This window comes from Pseudomonas sp. GM78 (genome assembly GCF_000282475.1).
Taxonomy (GTDB): domain Bacteria; phylum Pseudomonadota; class Gammaproteobacteria; order Pseudomonadales; family Pseudomonadaceae; genus Aquipseudomonas.
The window spans coordinates 1-16299 of the sequence record NZ_AKJF01000094.1 but is presented as its reverse complement, the minus strand read 5'-3'; the positions used below and the strand labels follow the sequence as shown (position 1 = coordinate 16299).

Below are 16299 nucleotides of genomic sequence, written 5' to 3'. Positions count from 1 at the left end.
AATCGGCACAGTAGAGCGGACTGTCAATGGTGGTGCGGCAGGTGCTCGAACAAGGTCTTGCAGACCCCTGCAATGTGTTCGTCGAGCAGCTTCACCGCCCGGTCGACGTCACCGGCGCGGCAGGCTTCGACGATCTCCCGGTGCTCGTGGTCGGCACGCTCCTTACCGGCGGAAAGGCTCATCTGCATCCGCAGGTAACGTTCCAGTTTGTCGTTGACCGAACGGATCAGGCTCACCAGGAATGGACGTTGTGCCGGCTCGTAGAGACAGGCGTGCAGTTCCCAGTTGAGCTCGGCCCAGCGGCCCACGTCATCTTCACCGACGAATTCCTGGCAAATGCTTTCGGCGCGGGCGAAGGTGGCTTCGGTCATGTTGGGAATGGCCAGGCGCAGCACCTTGTCTTCGAGCAACATGCGCACTTCGAACATCTGTGCCAGTTCGGCATCGGACACCCGCGTGACCATTGCCCCGCGATTGCGCTGGAACATCACCAGGCCCTCGGCTTCCAGGCGCTTGAGGGCCTCGCGGACCGGAATTTTGCTGACGTTGAACTGCCGGGCGATGTCGTCCTGGCGAATAGGCTCGTCTTCGGCGAAGTGCCCGGCGACGATGGCGTCACGCAGATGGCGGGTGATTATTTCCGATGTCGAAGGCGCATTGCCCAAGTCGGGAGCGTTGAATTTGGGTGAGTTCACGGCGGCGGTCGTTCGGATTGAGTTAGAGATATGGTATACGAATTTCATCGACCAGGACGTCGACTATGCGCACCGGATGGGTATCGCTGATTGAGCTCATTGTTCCCACTGTTCCAGCAGTATCGAGACGAATTTTTCCGCTGCCGGAGACAGTGAGGCGCCTCGGCGGTAAACCAGTCCCAACGATCGGTTCACAATGGGCTCGATCAAGGGGACGCTCACCAACGTTGGATGATCCACAGCCGGCATTGCAAGGCTCGGCATTGCCGAAACGCCTAATCCGGCTTCCACCAGCCCCAGCGACGTAGACAGGTGTTGCACCTCATAGAACCACTGTGGACGCCAGCTCAAGCCTGACAAGGCATGGTCAAGCAACATGCGGTTGCCGCTCAGGCGACCGACCCCGATCAGCCGGTAATTGCTGAGTTCAGACCAGGTGACCGAGCTGCGTTCGGCCAACTCGTGATCGCGTCGACACGCCAAAACAAAAGGCTCGTTGACCAACGGCACGAACTCGATGTCCGGGTGCTGGCCGCTCATCATGTTGATGCCGAAGTCGGCTTCGCCACGCAGGACAGCCTCCAGCCCTTCGTTCGCACTCAGGTCGAGCAAGCGAATGCGGATTTGTGGATAGCGTTCGTTGTAGAGGCGGATGACCGAAGGGAGGAAGTAGAAGGCGGCGGTCGGGATGCAGGCAAGGGTGACACGACCGCTCTGGCGCTCCGCCAGCTCCCGGATGTTAAGTATCGAGTCATCGAAGTCATCCAGCAAACGTCGTGCCTTGGGCAGGAAGTCTCGCCCGACGCTGGTGAGGCTTACCCTTCTTGTCGTGCGATCAAGAAGGGCTGTTCCCAACCCCTCTTCTAGCTTTTTCATTCTGCGACTCAACGCGGGTTGAGAGAGATGCAAGGCATCGGCAGCCTCATGGAAGCTCCCAAGTTCTGCGATCTTCACGAAAGACCGGATGTCATTGAGCTCATAATTCAATTGTTTTATCTCAGCAGACGAGGGTGAACCAGCGAAATCATCCTAAATTTATCATTCGTAAAACGCAATAATCAGGCTGATATTTGCATTGGAAACAATTTTCAAAGCCTGCGACTCTTGCTCCCAAGACATCAATTACCCCTATTGATCAACAAGAGTCAGTATTCATGCAACGAATTCCCTGTGTGCTTATGCGCGGCGGTACGTCCAAGGGCCCGGTGTTTCTCGCCTGGGATCTACCGGTTGCGATCGCAGAACGTGACGAACTGCTGCTCAACCTGATGGGTTCTGGCCATGAGCTGGAAATTGACGGCATCGGTGGCGGCAGCCCGCAAACCAGCAAGGTGGCGATCGTCAGCCCGTCGCTGCATCCTGATGCGGATGTCGACTATCTGTTCGTTCAAGTCATGGTCTCCCAACGCCGTGTCGACACCGCGCCCAATTGCGGCAACATGCTCTGCGCGGTTGGCCCGTTCGCCATCGAGCAGGGCCTGGTCAAGGCGGGCAACGGATTGACCCGGGTGCGCATTCGCAACCTCAACACCGGCACCTTCGTCACTTCGGACGTGCACACGCCCAACGGCAAAGTCAGCTACGAGGGCGACACGGTCATCGATGGCGTGCCTGGCAGTGCGGCACCCGTGCAATTGACCTTCCTCGACGCTGCCGGCAGCAAGACCGGCAAACTGTTCCCGACCGGCAATACCCTGGATGTGTTCGATGGGGTGCCTGTTACCTGCATCGACATGGCCATGCCGATGCTGATCATCGAGGCCCGTCATCTGGCCAAGCGCGGCGATGAAACCCCAGCCGAGCTGGACGCGGACAAGGATTTTCTGCGCCAGCTCGAAGCCTTGCGGTTGCAGGCCGGCAGGGCGATGGGGTTGGGCGATGTCAGCGACAAGGTCATCCCCAAACCGGTGCTGGTTTCACCGGCCAAGGCGGGTGGCACGTTGCAGGTTCGCTACTTCATGCCCCACAACTGCCATCGCGCGCTGGCCATTACCGGCTCCATCGGCGTGGCGACTGCCTGTGTCAGCGAGGGCAGCGTAGTGGCCCGGATGCTTGGCAATACCGCAGGTCCGCGCTTGCAACAGGTGCGTATCGAGCACCCGAGTGGCGGCATCGATGTCGTGTTGTCCTACGTCGGCGATAACGGTCAGACCATCCGCGCCTCGGTGGTGCGTACGGCACGACGATTGTTCTCCGGTTTCGTCTATGCCCCGATTTCCCAGCGACTCGCCGGCTAGTGATCTGACGGTGCCTGGGTTTTTGTATCAGCACAATTGTAAAAATGGGTGATGCCATGAAACGCGCTCGTCATTACCCACCACCGGACATAGCGGACAGCAACGTCTGGTAGTCTCGGGGTCGTTCGCCTGTGCGCCGGCCTCGCCATTAATAACAACAAGAGAGATGCCCTATGCTCGCCTTACTCGGCCTGGCCATGGTGGTAGTGTTCACCTACCTGATCATGTCCAAGCGTTTGTCGCCAATCGTTGCGTTGACCGTTGTGCCGATCGTCTTTGCCCTGATCGGCGGTTTTGGCGGGACCACCGGGAAAATGATGCTCGACGGCCTGAAAATGGTCGCGCCGTCGGCCGCGTTGCTGCTGTTCGCGATCCTGTTTTTCGGGTTGATGATCGACTCGGGACTGTTCGACCCGCTGATCCGCAAAATCCTCAAGCGGGTGAATGGCGACCCGATGAAAATCGCCCTCGGCACCGCACTGCTGTCGTTGACTGTCGCGCTGGATGGCGATGGCACGACCACCTACATGATCACCTGTGCGGCGATGCTGCCGTTGTACAAGCGTATCGGCATGAACCCGATGATCCTGGCAACGATTTCCATGCTGTCGCTGAGCATCATGAGCGGTTTGAGCCCGTGGGGCGGTCCGGCCACCCGGGCGATTGCCGCGCTGGGGGTGGATGCCGGGGAATACTTCATCCCGTTATTGCCGACCATGATCGGCGGTGCCGCCTGGGTGGTGTTCACGGCATTTTTGCTGGGGCGCGCCGAGCGCAAGCGAATCGGCAATACGAAGTTGCAGAGCGGCGGTGGTGATTGCTACATCAAGGCCATTCTTGAAGACACACCGTACAAGCGTCCGAAGCTGGCCTATGTGAACCTGCTGTTGGTGACCGGAGTGATGATTGCGCTGGTGATGGGGCTGGCCCATTCGGCGATTTTGTTCCTGATCGGTTTTGTCCTGGCGCTGATGATCAACTACCCGCAGCTGGACATTCAAAAGGAACGCATCCTCGCCCATTCCGGCAACGCCATGACCGTGGTACTGCTGGTGTTCGCAGCCGGTGTCTTCGCCGGCATTTTCTCCGGCACGAAAATGGTCGATGCACTGGCACAGACATTGGTGGAGTGGATTCCACCGTCCTGGGGGCATCTGTTTCCGCTGGTGGTGGCGATTACCAGCATGCCGCTGACGTTCGTGCTGTCCAACGATGCTTACTACTTCGGCGTGGTGCCGATCCTCGCAAACGCCGCTGCTGCCTACGGTATTGACCCGGTGGAAATTGCCAGGGCATCGGTCCTGGGGCAGCCGGTGCACTTGATGAGCCCGTTGGTGGCTTCGACCCTGTTGCTGGTCGGGATGGTCGATCGCGACATTGGCGACTTCCAGCGCGCCACCGTGAAATGGGCAGTGCTCACCTCCCTGGTGATCACAGCTTTAGCCCTGCTGACCGGTGCCTTGACGCTGTTCGCCTGATTCACCCCTGACTCACCTCTAGACGCGTTTCACGCGCCGACTGCCGGCGCGCGGATACCTGCATCCTGAAAAACAACAACAAGAGTAGTTCGACATGCCCCATTCTCTGATCAGCAGGGCGCTTTTACCTCTCCTGGGGGTATTACCGATTGCCGCTGTCGATGCGAGCGGTTTCATCGCCGACAGCAAACTGAAGTTGCAGCTGCGCAATGTGTACTTCAATGAAAACTTTCGTGATGAACATGGATTGAGTGCCCGTGCGGCGAGCACTGCTAAAAGTGAGCGTACCGAGTGGGCGCAAGGCTTCCTGCTGGACTATCAGTCGGGGTTTACCCCGGGGACATTGGGGGTGGGTGTTGATGCGTTGGGCTTGCTGGGGGTAAGGCTGGACTCGGGGCGTGGCCGCAGCGGTACCGGGCTGCTGCCGGTGCACGACGATGGACGCGCCGCCGATGAGTTCTCCAGTGCCGGCGCCACGGCGAAGATCAAACTGGCCAAGACCACCCTCAGGTACGGAACACTGCTACCCAAGACGCCAGTACTGATCTACAACGATGCACGCTTGTTACCGCAGACCTATGAGGGTGGCCAGGTCACCAGCCTGGATATCGACAATCTAACCCTGGCCGGCGGCCGTCTGGATCGGTTCAAGCAGCGTGATTCCACCAACAGCGTCCCGATCATTCCTGATGGCTATTCGGGCGACAGGGGCGGGGATTTCACCTATGCCGGCGCCGACTACAAGCTCGGCAAGAACACGCGCCTGAGCTACTTCCACGGCGAGCTGGAAAATTTCTATCGCCAGGACTTCGCCGGCATCCAGCACGATATAGCGTTGGGCCGCGGGACCCTGACGGGCGACCTGCGCTATTTCAACAGCCATGACGCGGGCCGCGCCTATGCCTCGAAGATCGATAACGACATGCTCAGTGCCCTGGTGTCCTACACGGTGGCAGGGCATACATTGGGCGGTGGTTATCAAACCCTCAGCGGCGATGCCGGGCTGCCTTACATCAGCGGTGCCACGGTTTACTCGTTCAGCAACGCCGGTATCGGCAAGTTCATCGAGGAGGACGAGAAAACCTGGATGCTCAGCTACGGTTATGACTTTGCGCCAATGGGCGTGCCAGGCCTGACGTTCATGACGCGTTACCTGAAGGGCAGCGATGGCAAGTCTGACACCCAGATCAAAGAGTCCGAGCGCGATACCGACTTGGCTTACGTGGTCCAGAGCGGTGCGTTCAAAGGCGTGGGGGTAAAGCTGCGTAACTATGTCTACCGCGCGGACTTCGCACGGGGGCGCGACAGCAATCGGATTTATTTCACCTACGATATGGCGCTCTGGTAAGCAGGCCTTGATGTTATCGAGTGGCAGCCTTGCCTGCTGGGAGATCAACCCACGTTGACACAGGCTGCCATCGCTCGACCGACGATCAACTGAACTGCCGGTTTTAGCGTTTGATCAGGGAAATCTTCGTGCCTTCGATGCTGATCCCGGCCATCAGTCCTTGCTGGTCGAAAATGAACGCGTAGGCGTCGTCCTTGAGCGTCGAGCTGGACAGGTTCTTGGCAACCCCTTCGTCTACCACAACCACCGTTGGCCCTACACCGATTTCCCAGCCTTTGGTTTCAGTGATGTATTTCACCGCTTTGTCGGTCATCAGGAAAACCACATAGCCATATGACTGCGCGCCAGCCTGCAATCCCCAGGAACCGCTGACGGAGTTGTAATAATCCTCAACCTTCGTGCCTTTCATCAAAACGCCTTCGCCGTAGCTGCCACCGAATACCAGGCCGGCCTTGATGATTTTCGGGAAGACCAGCACGGCCTTGGCTTTTTGCGAGATGGTTTCTGAGAAAGGATTGGTCTTGTAGAGCGTTTGCAACGCTTGCCGGGAGTCGGTGTTGAGGTCCTCGGCGGTGGCGGCGCCTGCCGTGTTCAGGAGACTGGCCGATGCCAATGCTGCAACCGTGAGCAAGGCCGTCAGGAAGAACCGTATTGATTGAGTCATTTGCGTACTCCGATAAGGGAGCATTGGATGGCAGCAGCAGTCGGCGCCTGTGTCAGGCAGGACCCGAACTTACTGAAGGTTATCCGGCGCGCCCTGGAATGTGTGAATCGCAAGCGTCGCGGCTGAAGGGAGCAGGCCTGAGGCCAGTGATCAGTTGCGATGCCATCATTTGTTGTGACCACTGAGTGGTGGGCGCGTTCAGCGTTAGTGTTCGATGGTGCCCCTGTAGAGCCAGGCTTGCCGGCGAAGAACGATGACGTGGTGTTACAGATACACCGCGGCGCCTGGTTCGCCTGTAGGAGCCAGGCTTGCCGGCGAAGAACGGTAACGCGGTGCAACAGATACACCCCAGCGTCTGGTTCGCCGGCAAGCCTGGCTCCTGCAAAGGTAGCGGTGACCCGAAGAATCAAAGCTTCGGCAACTGCCCGATACGCCCCATCATTTCGGTCACAATTTGCAGGTCGAGCAGGAACTGCTCGGTGGTCTTGAACTCGTTGTCGTTGTGACCGGTGTATTTGACGTTCGGCATGGCCAGGCCGAATTGCACGCCGTTGGGCAGTTCGTGCACCGAGGTGGCGCCGGCGGAGGTGCCGAACTTGTGCTCCATGCCGAGGTTTTCGCTGGCCACGGCGAGCAGGGCCTTGACCCATTCACCCTCGGGGTTGCGGTACATCGGTTTGGCGATGGAGTAGTCGAAGGCCGGTGCGATTTTGCTGTTCTTGCTCCAGGCATCCAGTTTCGTGGCGATTTCGGCCTTGAGCACTTCCGGGGACTTGCCCTTGGGCACCCGCAGGTTGACCGCGAGCTTGAAGGCTTTGTCATCCATGCCGACATAGGTCAGCGACGTGGTCAGCGGGCCCATGAATTCATCGGCGAAACCCACCCCCAATTTGCCACCCAGGTAGTCCAGGCCCCAGTTGTCCGCAGCATAGCGGGCGGCGTCGGTGATGTGGTTGTGCTTGAGCGCGACCTGGCCGTCGAGGCTGTTGATGAAGTCCAGCATCCTGGCCACCGGATTGACGCCGGACTCGGGTTCGGAGGAGTGGGCGGACACACCGGTGACGGTCAGTTTGACGTCCTTGCCGTCCACTTTGGTGGCGATGTCGAAGTTGCCGCCATTGCGCATGGCGTACTCGATACCGGCCTTTTGCAGGCTGGCCGCCAGTTCCGCGGGTTTGTCTGTCACCAGAGTGGCGACCGAGGTCGACGGAATCTGGTTGGTGGCCAGGCCGCCGGTCATCGAGGTGATTTCGGCGCCCTTGCCTTGAGCCTTGCGCTTGGCGAAGCTGGCCATGACGGTGCCGTAGCCTTTCTCGGCGATCACCACCGGGTAGCCGCCATCCAGCGCCAGATTGTAGTTGGGCGTCGGGTTGCGCTCGAAATAGTAAGGGATGGCGTCGCCCGTGGTTTCCTCGGTGGTGTCTACCAGCAGCTTGAAATTCCTCGCCAGCGGAAGTTTCTCTTCCTTGATGACCTTCATGGCGTACAGCGCGACCACGATGCCGTTCTTGTCATCCTCGGTGCCCCGGCCATACATGCGATCGCCCACCAGGGTGACCTTGAACGGGTCGAGCCGGGTGCCATCCTGCAGCACCCAGTTCTCTGGCGTCACCGGCACCACGTCGGCATGGGCGTGAATACCCACGACTTCATCGCCAGTGCCTTGCAGGGAGATTTCATAGACGCGGTTGTCGATGTTGCGAAAGCTCAGGTTGAAAGCTTCGGCCAGGCTCTTGATCTTCTCGGCGATCTTGATGAACTCGGGATTGTCGTGCTGGGCAACGCCGTCCACGCGCACAGTCGGGATGGCTACCAGTTCCCGCAGGGTTTCGGTCGCCGCGCTGCCGTACTTGATCCGTGTGTAGAGGCCGAGCAGGCGATGGATTTCGTTTTGCTGCTCAGGGGGCAGTGCCTTGTTATCGAGGAAGGCACTGATGGCCGGGCCGAGCTCGTCGGTCTTGGCCACGTCGCTCTTGCCCAGGTTTTTCAGGAACTGCCTGAAATCCGTGACCGAGGCATCGCTGAACGTCTTGAGGATGATCGCACTCTGTTGCGCGGTGATATTGGCGTGTGCGGCGCTGGTAAACGACGACAGGCTGGCGAGCATCAGGGTGGCTGCGGCCAGGTGCTTGAGTGAAAAGTCCATTGCTGGGGGCATTCCTTTGCAGGTAGTTCGTAGGAAATATCTGATCGTTTAATCAGAAACATCCGCAAACTAACATCGCGAGGGTAGGGTGGGGAGCCCCTGATGTGGGATCTGTCGCACAGAAATGCAAAAGCGGCGCAGAAATGAAAACCTCGAACTGGCAATGTTTAACCTGACTCAACCACGTGCAAGCGTGCGGCTTATCACGTTGGCTTCGCTGCTTTTGCTCCACGCTTGCTGGTGCTCGCGGGCTTGCGCTTGGCCGGCTTGCGCTTGTTTTTCCACGGCGTCGCGCCCCGCCCGGCAGGGCTGGCCGGCCCGCTGATGGTCAGGCTCAGGCCGGCGCAGCGGCTGACTTGCTTGCTCATCCAGGCCGCCTGCTTGGTGACGAACTCGTCCAGGCTCATTTCTCCACTCTGCACCATGTCCAGGGCTTGCTCCCAGATGGCCGTGGTGCCCGGGTCGGCAATGGCGCGCGGCACCGCATCGATCAGGCTGAAAGCCGCCGGGGTCGCGGCAAGTGCCTTGCCGTTCTTGATCAGGTAGCCACGGTCGAGCAGCCCCTGGATGATCGAGGCACGGGTCGCCTCGGTGCCGATGCCGGTGGTGTCCTTGAGCTTTTGCTTGAGCAATGGATCTTCCACCAGCTTGGCGACGTTCTTCATGGCCTTGATCAGGTCGCCCTCGGTGAAGGGTTTGGGCGGTTGCGTCCAGAGGTCCTTGAGTTGCACGTCGGCCACCGCGCAATCAATGCCTTCCCTGAGGTTGGGCAGGGTTTGCGGGGCGGGTGCTTCGCGGCCCTTGGCGGGCGCAAGGGCTTCGGGCAGGGCGCGTTTCCAGCCGGGCTCGACGATTTGCTTGCCGACCGCACGCAAGGCCTCGCCGGCGCAATCGAAGTCGGCCTGGGTGCGGTCGAACTCGTGATTGGGCAGGAACTGCGCCAGGTAACGGGCGCGGATCAAGGTGTAGACCGCGCGCTGCTTGCCCACCAGACGATCGAGGTTTTTCGCCGCGGCGGTGGGGATGATGCCATGGTGCGCACTGACCTTGGCATCGTTCCAGGCCCGTGAGCGACGCTGGGGCTCCAGGTAGTCGTGCAAGGCGTTCAGTGCCGGGTCGGCCTGGCGTAGCGCCGCGAGAATGCCCGGTGCTTCGCTGTGCTGGCTGAGGGGCAGGTAGCCGCAATCGCTACGCGGGTAGGTGATGACCTTGTGGGTTTCGTAGAGCGCCTGGGCGATGTCGAGGGTTTCCTGGGCGCCAAGCCCGAGCTTTTTCGAGCAGACTTCCTGCAAGGTGCCGAGGTCGAATGGCAGCGGCGCCACTTCGCGCATCCGTTCGGTGCGCAGCTTGACGACCCTGGCGCTGGCGGCGGCGAGCATGGCCGCCGCCGCGCGTTGGGCCAGCGCCTGGTTCAGGCAGCGATCCTGGTCGTCGCACAGTTCGGAAGGTGCCCGCCATTGTGCCGTGAAAGTGGTGCCGTCATGCAGCAACTGCACCTCGACAGCCCAGTAGGGCACGGGTACGAAGGCGGCGATGCTGCGGTCGCGATCCACCACCAGGCGCAAGGTCGGCGTCTGTACCCGGCCGACCGGCAAGACCCCCTGATAACCGGATTGGCGCCCCAGCAAGGTGAACAGCCGGCTCATGTTCATGCCGATCAGCCAGTCGGCCCGGGAGCGCCCCAGTGCCGAATGATAGAGGCTGAAGGTTTGCGCGCCGGGCCTGAGTGCGGCGAGGGCCTTGCGGATCGAGGCATCGTCCAGCGCCGACAGCCACAAGCGCTGGATCGGACCGCGATAGCGGCAATGCTCCACCAGTTCCCTGGCGATCATTTCGCCTTCACGGTCGGCGTCCGTGGCAATGACCAGGTCGCGCGCTTCGCCGAGCAGGCGCTTGACCACCTTGTACTGGCTGGCCGTGCGCGGCTTGACGGTCATTTTCCATTTATCGGGAATGATCGGCAGGTCTGCCAGGACCCAGCGCTTGTAGCGTGCGTCATAGGCATCCGGGGGCGCGGTTTCCAGCAGGTGGCCGATGCACCAGGTCACCGTGACGTCCGTTCCCAGCCAGCAGCCGTCACCGCGCCGCCGCGCGCCGAGCACAGCCGCAATGTCTTTGGCCTGGGAAGGTTTTTCACAGAGGTACAGCCGCATAACCACCATCGTCGATCAATGTGCGCAAGTGCACAGGATGGCGTGAGTGGGGCGCGAGAGCAATCTTTATCTGTATGGATGTACAGTTTTTTCAGTTGCGTTTGGTTGCGCAGGCCGTTTGGCTGTGAGGCGCTCGTTATTGGGGAATCTGGGTTATACCTGATAATCGTGGTCTCAGGTTTTGGGGCCGCTGCGCAGCCCATCGCGGGCAAGCCACGCTCCTACAGATCAATTTCTGTCATGAGGATTGTTTTCCATGAAAAGCTCCGGTCCCAGCCCTGTCATCACCATCGCCGAGCAGCCCGGCTGCCTGTTGGTGAAGTTTCACGGATTTCAGGTGGCAGCGTCCGCTCGTGCGCTGGTGTTGCTGGAGGCCAATTACCCTCCGGTGTACTACGTGCCGCGCGAGGACATCGACGAAAAGTATTACGCCCGTACCGACCACACCAGCTATTGCCCTTACAAGGGCGATGCCAGTTATTTCAGTCTGCAGGTTCCGGGGCATGAAGGCGCCAATGCGGTCTGGAGCTACGAAAATCCCAAGGTGTCTGTCAGGCAGATTCAAGACTACGTGGCGTTCTATCCGGATCAGGTGACGTTCGAATTGATCGATATCGATGAGTGATGGGGATGCTTGTGCTGGGCCTTCTGCGTTGTCAAAACGCAAACATGCCCCGCAGTGCGGGGCATGTTCATTGGCATTGCGTCAGTTCTTGTCTAGATCCACGTTACGCGTCTCACGCAAACACAGCATCCCCACCACCAGGCTCACCCCGGTGATCAGCACCGGGTACCACAGCCCGTAGAAGATATCGCCGGTGTAGACCACCAGGGCGAACGACACGGTCGGCAGGAAGCCGCCGAACCAGCCGTTGCCGATGTGGTAGGGCAGGGACATCGAGGTGTAGCGGATGCGGGTCGGGAACAGCTCGACCATCAGCGCCGCCAGCGGGCCGTAGCACATGGCGGAGATGATGATCAGCGCGACGATCAGGGCCACGATCATCGGTTTGTTGATCTGCTGCATGTCGGCCTGTTGCGGGTAACCCGCCAGGGTCACCGCGCCACGCAGGGCCGCTTCGTCGAAACCGTCGATCTTCACGTCACCGACGCTGACCTGCACAGCGCTGCCGGCCGGGGCCGCTGCGCTCTGGTACGGCAGGCCCTGCTTGACCAGGAAGGTCTTGACCTTGTCGCATGGGCTGTCGAATTTCGCCTTGCCCACCGGGTCAAACTGGAAGGTGCAAGTGGCCGGGTCCGCGAGCACGGTAATCGGCGCCTGACGGCTGGCCAGGTCGATGGCCGGGTTGGCGTAGTGGGCCAGGGTCTTGAAGATCGGGAAGTACAACACGGTGGCGAGCAGCAGGCCAAGCATCAGCACCGGTTTGCGCCCGACCTTGTCCGACAGCCAGCCGAAGAAAATGAAGAAGGGCGCACCGATGGTCACACTGACGATCAGCAGGCCGTTGGCCACCGCGGGGTCCATTTTCAGGAACTGGGTGAGGAAGAACAGCACATAGAACTGCGCGGCGTAGAAGGTCACCGCTTGCCCGGCGTTGATGCTGAACAGGGCGATCAGCACCACCTTGAGGTTTTCCCACTTGCCGAAGGAATCGCGGATCGGCGACTTGCAGAGTTTGCCTTCCTCTTTCATCTTCACGAACGCAGGCGACTCGTGCAGGCTCAGGCGAATCCAGGTCGAGATGCCCAGCAGAATAATCGAGAACAGGAACGGAATGCGCCAGCCCCAGACTTCGAACTGATCGCCCGTGAAGTAGCGGCAGCCGAGCACCACCAGCAGCGACAGCAGCAGGCCGAGGGTGGCGGTTGATTGAATCCAGCTGGTGTGGAAGCCACGCTTGCCCATCGGCGCGTGCTCGGCCACGTAGGTCGCGGCGCCGCCGTATTCCCCACCCAGCGCCAGGCCCTGGAGCATGCGCAGCACCACGAGGATGATCGGTGCGGCAATGCCGATGCTCGCGTAATTGGGCAGCAAGCCGACGCAGAAGGTGGCCAGGCCCATGAGCACGATGGTGGCGAGGAAGGTGTATTTGCGCCCGATCATGTCCCCCAACCGGCCGAACACCAGGGCGCCGAACGGCCTGACAATGAAGCCGGCGGCAAACGCCATCAAGGCAAAGATGAACGCCGTGGTGTCGTTGACCCCGGCGAAGAACTGCTTGCTGATGACCGCCGCGAGGGCGCCGTAGAGGAAAAAGTCATACCACTCGAAGACCGTCCCGAGCGACGAGGCGAAGATGACTTTCTGGGTTTCCTGGCTGGTGCCCGCGCTGCGCACGGCTTCCAGGGGCTGAACGTGTTCTGACATTTCGGTATCCCTCACAGTGATTGTTTTTGTTGTTCCACTGTCGGCACTGGCCTTGTGGGCGGGTGCCGCGTTTATCCATAAATCGGGTGTACCCGTTACCTGTAGGAGCGAGCCTGCTCGCGATGGAGGTCAACGATAATGCGGGGAGCCTGACACCCCGCGTTGCTCTCAGGTTCATCGCGAGCAGGCTCGCTCCTACAATGTCCGTGCAGGTTCACGGATGTGTGACCAGTTCCTTTGGCTGGGTGATGCTCCTTGTGTCAGGGTCAAGAATGAGTTGTGCAGCCTTCTCCGCGATCATCAGCGTAGGCGAACAAGTGTTGCCCGAGGTGATGCGCGGCATGATCGAGGCGTCGGCGATGCGCAGGCCGGGGATGCCGTGCACGCGCAGTTCGGCATCGACCACCGCGTCTGCGTCGTTACCCATGCGGCAGGTACCGACCGGATGGAAGATGGTGGTGCCGATCCGCGCCGCGGCTTCGTGCAGCTGTTCTTCGCTTTGCAGGCTGTCACCCGGCAGGTACTCGACCGGTTTGAATGCCTTCAAGGCCGGCGCGGCAACGATGCGCCGGGTCAGGCGAATGGCATCGGCGGCGACCTGCAAATCTTCCGGGTGGCTCAGGTAATTGGGCTGGATCAACGGTGCTTGTTGTGGATCGGCCGAGCGGATCTCCACCTTGCCCCGGCTTTGCGGACGCAGATCGCAAACCGATGCGGTGAAGGCCGGGAAGGCGTGCAACGGCTCACCAAAACGCTCCAGCGAGAGTGGCTGAACGTGGTACTCAAGGTTAGCCGAGGTTTGCTCCGGGCCTGAACGCGCAAAGGCCCCGAGCTGACTCGGCGCCATCGACAACGGACCACTGCGGTCATACAGGTAACGCAGGCCCATGCCCATCTTGCCCCACAGGCTGCCGGCGATCTGATTGAGGGTGCGGGCGTTTTCCAGCTTGTAGATCAGGCGCAGTTGCAGGTGGTCCTGCAGGTTGCCGCCGACGCCGGCCAGTTCATGGGCGACGCCGATGCCCAGGCGCTTCAGCAGAGGGCGAGGGCCGATACCGGAGCGCTGCAGAATGCTCGGTGAGCCAACGGAGCCGGCGCACAGGATGATTTCCTTGCGCGCCCTGAAGGTTTTGGCGTGACCCTGCCAACGGGCGCTGACCGCCGAGGCCCGGGCGTTTTCCAGCAGCACGCGATCGACCTCGACGCCGGTCAGCACAGTTAGATTGTGGCGATTGCGTATTGGCTTGAGAAACGCCTTGGCCGCATTCCAGCGGATGCCGGCCTTCTGGTTGACCTGGAAGTAGCCACAGCCTTCGTTGTCGCCCTGGTTGAAGTCGTCGATGCTGGCGATGCCGCTTTGTTCGGCGGCACTGCGGAAGGCATCGAGAATTGGCCACGACAGGCGCTGGCGTTCAACTCGCCATTGGCCGGTGGCACCATGAAACTCGGAATCACCGGCAAAGTGGTTTTCGCTTTTCTTGAACAGCGGCAGCACGTCTTGCCAGCGCCAGCCGGGGTTGCCCTCGGCCGCCCAGCCATCGTAGTCGCCGGCCTGGCCGCGCATGTAGATCATGCCGTTGATCGAGGAGCAGCCGCCCAGCACCTTGCCGCGTGGGTAACTCAGGGTGCGCCCCTGCAGGCCCGCTTGCGCTTCGGTCTTGAAGCACCAGTCGGTGCGAGGGTTGCCGATGCAGAACAGGTAACCCACGGGGATGTGAATCCACGCATAGTTGTCGCGACCGCCGGCTTCGAGCAGCAGCACGCGGTGCTGTGGGTTGGCCGACAGGCGATTGGCCAGCAAACAACCGGCCGGACCGGCGCCGACCACGATGTAGTCGTATTCATCAAGGGAAGCGTGCATCCCTGACCTCGCTTGTTGTTCTTGTTGGGCTTCATCCTAGTTGTTAGCTTTCGTTAAAAGAATGTTAGTTTTTACCCAGCTGCTGTTCGTTTTTAAACAACGCTGACCAAAGGATGGACGATGTTCGACTGGAATGACCTGCGGTTCTTTCTCGAGCTACAGCGTAGCGGGCGTTTGCTCACCGCCGCGCGCCGATTGAACACCACCCATGCCACCGTGGCACGGCACATCGAGGCCATTGAAAAGAGCCTGGGCACCGCACTGTTCGTGCAGCATGCACAGGGGTACGAGCTGACCCCGGCCGGTGAAGCCTTGCTCAAGCACGCCGAGGCGATGGAGAACGTCGCGCTGCTGGCGCAAGAAGAAATCACCCAATCCACGGCGCCGCTGGGCAAGATCCGGGTGGGGGTGACGGAAGGGCTGGGCATCATGTTCCTCGCCAGCCGCATGATTGGCCTGTTCGAGCGTTACCCGGGGCTGGAAGTGGAGCTGGTGGCGGTGCCGCGCTTCGTCAGCATTCTCAACCGCGAGGCGGAAATCAGCATCCACCTGGAACGCCCGGCCGCCGACATGCTGGTCACGCGCAAACTGACGGACTATCGCCTGGCGCTCTACGCCAGCCAGGACTACCTCGACCGTGCGCCAGCGCTGCGCAATCGTGACGATCTGGGGCGGCATGCCTGGATCGGCTACGTCGACGACTTGCTGTTCAGTCAGGAACTGATGTTCCTCAACAGCTTCTGCCGCAACCCGCAGGTGGTGTTCCACAGCACCAGCGTCATCGCCCAGCAACAGGCCGCGCGCGCGGGCCTGGGTATTGCCGTGCTGCCGTGTTACATGGCCAGTGCCGATCCTGCGCTGGTGCCGTTGTTCCCCCAGGAGAGCATCCAGCGCAGCTACTGGATCAGCACCCGCCGCGAGCTGCACAAATCGGTGCGGCTGCGGGTGATGTGGGATTACGTGGTGGAGTTGTGTGAGCGTGAGCAGGATTTGCTGCTGGGCCCCAATCCTCCTCACGACGGGTGAAAACCCTGTAGGAGCCCGGCTTGCCGGCGAAGGCGTCCTGACAGACGATGATTGTCTTTCAGGTGTACATATCCATTCCTGCGGTAACGGCTACTTAGGGTTTCGCCCTTACGGCGAGTCACTTGGAAAAACGGAACGCCGCCCGGCCCTAAGTAACCAAGGGCTCTTGCCCCTGGCGTTCGGTGCCTCGCTAGGGCTCGGCATACCCTCGCTCCGGTCCTGCTCCGTGGGCCCGCCGCGATGGGCCATCCTTGGCCCAGCGCGGCTAAACCGGCATCCATGCCGGTTTACCCACTGCGCAGAACCTCCACTCGGCCTCTCGATGGGGCAAGAAAATCAAAAGCCAAAGCAACAGCCAAAGC

Annotated in this window: 12 protein-coding genes; 5 read left to right on the top strand and 7 right to left on the bottom strand. The window is 60.6% G+C overall.

The features are described 5' to 3' along the window. Nucleotides 1-23: 23 nt before the first annotated feature. On the bottom strand, nucleotides 24-695 hold the full coding sequence (locus PMI35_RS16205) for a GntR family transcriptional regulator (protein ID WP_032831602.1): 672 nt from the start codon (nucleotides 693-695) through the stop codon (nucleotides 24-26). 96 nt (nucleotides 696-791) lie between these two features. Next, entirely contained in the window at nucleotides 792-1682 is an 891-nt protein-coding gene (locus PMI35_RS16210; RefSeq protein WP_032831601.1) for a LysR family transcriptional regulator, read from the bottom strand. A gap of 167 nt (nucleotides 1683-1849) precedes the next feature. On the opposite strand from PMI35_RS16210, the gene PMI35_RS16215 reads away from it, so the two are divergent. From PMI35_RS16215 to PMI35_RS16225, 3 genes are all read left to right on the top strand, one after another. Continuing rightward, on the top strand, nucleotides 1850-2932 hold the full coding sequence (locus tag PMI35_RS16215) for a 4-oxalomesaconate tautomerase (protein ID WP_008059745.1): 1083 nt from the start codon (nucleotides 1850-1852) through the stop codon (nucleotides 2930-2932). 173 nt (nucleotides 2933-3105) lie between these two features. Further along, on the top strand, nucleotides 3106-4410 hold the full coding sequence (locus tag PMI35_RS16220) for a CitMHS family transporter (RefSeq protein WP_008059742.1): 1305 nt from the start codon (nucleotides 3106-3108) through the stop codon (nucleotides 4408-4410). A gap of 94 nt (nucleotides 4411-4504) precedes the next feature. Then, nucleotides 4505-5758 (top strand): OprD family porin, encoded by a 1254-nt coding sequence (locus tag PMI35_RS16225; RefSeq protein WP_008059740.1) that lies wholly within the window; start codon nucleotides 4505-4507, stop codon nucleotides 5756-5758. 103 nt (nucleotides 5759-5861) lie between these two features. On the opposite strand, the gene PMI35_RS16230 is transcribed toward PMI35_RS16225, so the two are convergent. From PMI35_RS16230 to PMI35_RS16240, 3 genes are all read right to left on the bottom strand, one after another. Further along, a complete protein-coding gene (locus PMI35_RS16230) occupies nucleotides 5862-6422 on the bottom strand; it encodes a YSC84-related protein (protein ID WP_008059737.1) in 561 nt (186 codons plus the stop codon). A 406-nt stretch (nucleotides 6423-6828) separates the two neighbouring features. Continuing rightward, nucleotides 6829-8568: a dipeptidase gene (locus PMI35_RS16235; RefSeq protein ID WP_008059728.1), complete on the bottom strand. Its 1740-nt coding sequence runs from the start codon at nucleotides 8566-8568 to the stop codon at nucleotides 6829-6831. A 203-nt stretch (nucleotides 8569-8771) separates the two neighbouring features. Then, a complete protein-coding gene (locus PMI35_RS16240; RefSeq protein WP_008059727.1) occupies nucleotides 8772-10721 on the bottom strand; it encodes a DNA topoisomerase III in 1950 nt (649 codons plus the stop codon). 256 nt (nucleotides 10722-10977) lie between these two features. Between PMI35_RS16240 and PMI35_RS16245 the strand changes: the two genes are divergently transcribed. Further along, the gene (locus tag PMI35_RS16245; protein WP_008059726.1) at nucleotides 10978-11346 is read left to right on the top strand and encodes a DUF427 domain-containing protein; all 369 of its coding nucleotides are present in this window, start codon (nucleotides 10978-10980) and stop codon (nucleotides 11344-11346) included. 81 nt (nucleotides 11347-11427) lie between these two features. Here the strand turns inward: PMI35_RS16245 and PMI35_RS16250 are convergent, their stop codons facing one another. After that, nucleotides 11428-13050 carry an MFS transporter gene (locus PMI35_RS16250; protein ID WP_008059725.1) on the bottom strand — a complete coding sequence of 541 codons (1623 nt, stop codon included), beginning with the start codon at nucleotides 13048-13050 and terminating at the stop codon, nucleotides 11428-11430. A 214-nt stretch (nucleotides 13051-13264) separates the two neighbouring features. Then, nucleotides 13265-14911, bottom strand: coding sequence for a GMC family oxidoreductase (locus PMI35_RS16255; protein ID WP_008059724.1), 1647 nt, complete (start codon nucleotides 14909-14911; stop codon nucleotides 13265-13267). Between the two features lie 120 nt (nucleotides 14912-15031). Here PMI35_RS16255 and PMI35_RS16260 point away from each other — a divergent pair, with 120 nt between their 5' ends. After that, a complete protein-coding gene (locus tag PMI35_RS16260) occupies nucleotides 15032-15937 on the top strand; it encodes a LysR family transcriptional regulator (protein WP_008059723.1) in 906 nt (301 codons plus the stop codon). Nucleotides 15938-16299: the final 362 nt, after the last annotated feature.

Excerpts from the sequence above, each read along its gene's own strand:
- PMI35_RS16220 (WP_008059742.1), top strand. The coding sequence starts at position 3,106 with ATGCTCGCCTTACTCGGCCTGGCCATGGTGGTAGTGTTCACCTACCTG.
- PMI35_RS16230 (WP_008059737.1), bottom strand. The coding sequence starts at position 6,422 with ATGACTCAATCAATACGGTTCTTCCTGACGGCCTTGCTCACGGTTGCA.
- PMI35_RS16260 (WP_008059723.1), top strand. The coding sequence starts at position 15,032 with ATGTTCGACTGGAATGACCTGCGGTTCTTTCTCGAGCTACAGCGTAGC.
- PMI35_RS16215 (WP_008059745.1), top strand. The coding sequence starts at position 1,850 with ATGCAACGAATTCCCTGTGTGCTTATGCGCGGCGGTACGTCCAAGGGC.
- PMI35_RS16245 (WP_008059726.1), top strand. The coding sequence starts at position 10,978 with ATGAAAAGCTCCGGTCCCAGCCCTGTCATCACCATCGCCGAGCAGCCC.
- PMI35_RS16255 (WP_008059724.1), bottom strand. The coding sequence starts at position 14,911 with ATGCACGCTTCCCTTGATGAATACGACTACATCGTGGTCGGCGCCGGT.
- PMI35_RS16235 (WP_008059728.1), bottom strand. The coding sequence starts at position 8,568 with ATGGACTTTTCACTCAAGCACCTGGCCGCAGCCACCCTGATGCTCGCC.
- PMI35_RS16250 (WP_008059725.1), bottom strand. The coding sequence starts at position 13,050 with ATGTCAGAACACGTTCAGCCCCTGGAAGCCGTGCGCAGCGCGGGCACC.
- PMI35_RS16240 (WP_008059727.1), bottom strand. The coding sequence starts at position 10,721 with ATGCGGCTGTACCTCTGTGAAAAACCTTCCCAGGCCAAAGACATTGCG.
- PMI35_RS16225 (WP_008059740.1), top strand. The coding sequence starts at position 4,505 with ATGCCCCATTCTCTGATCAGCAGGGCGCTTTTACCTCTCCTGGGGGTA.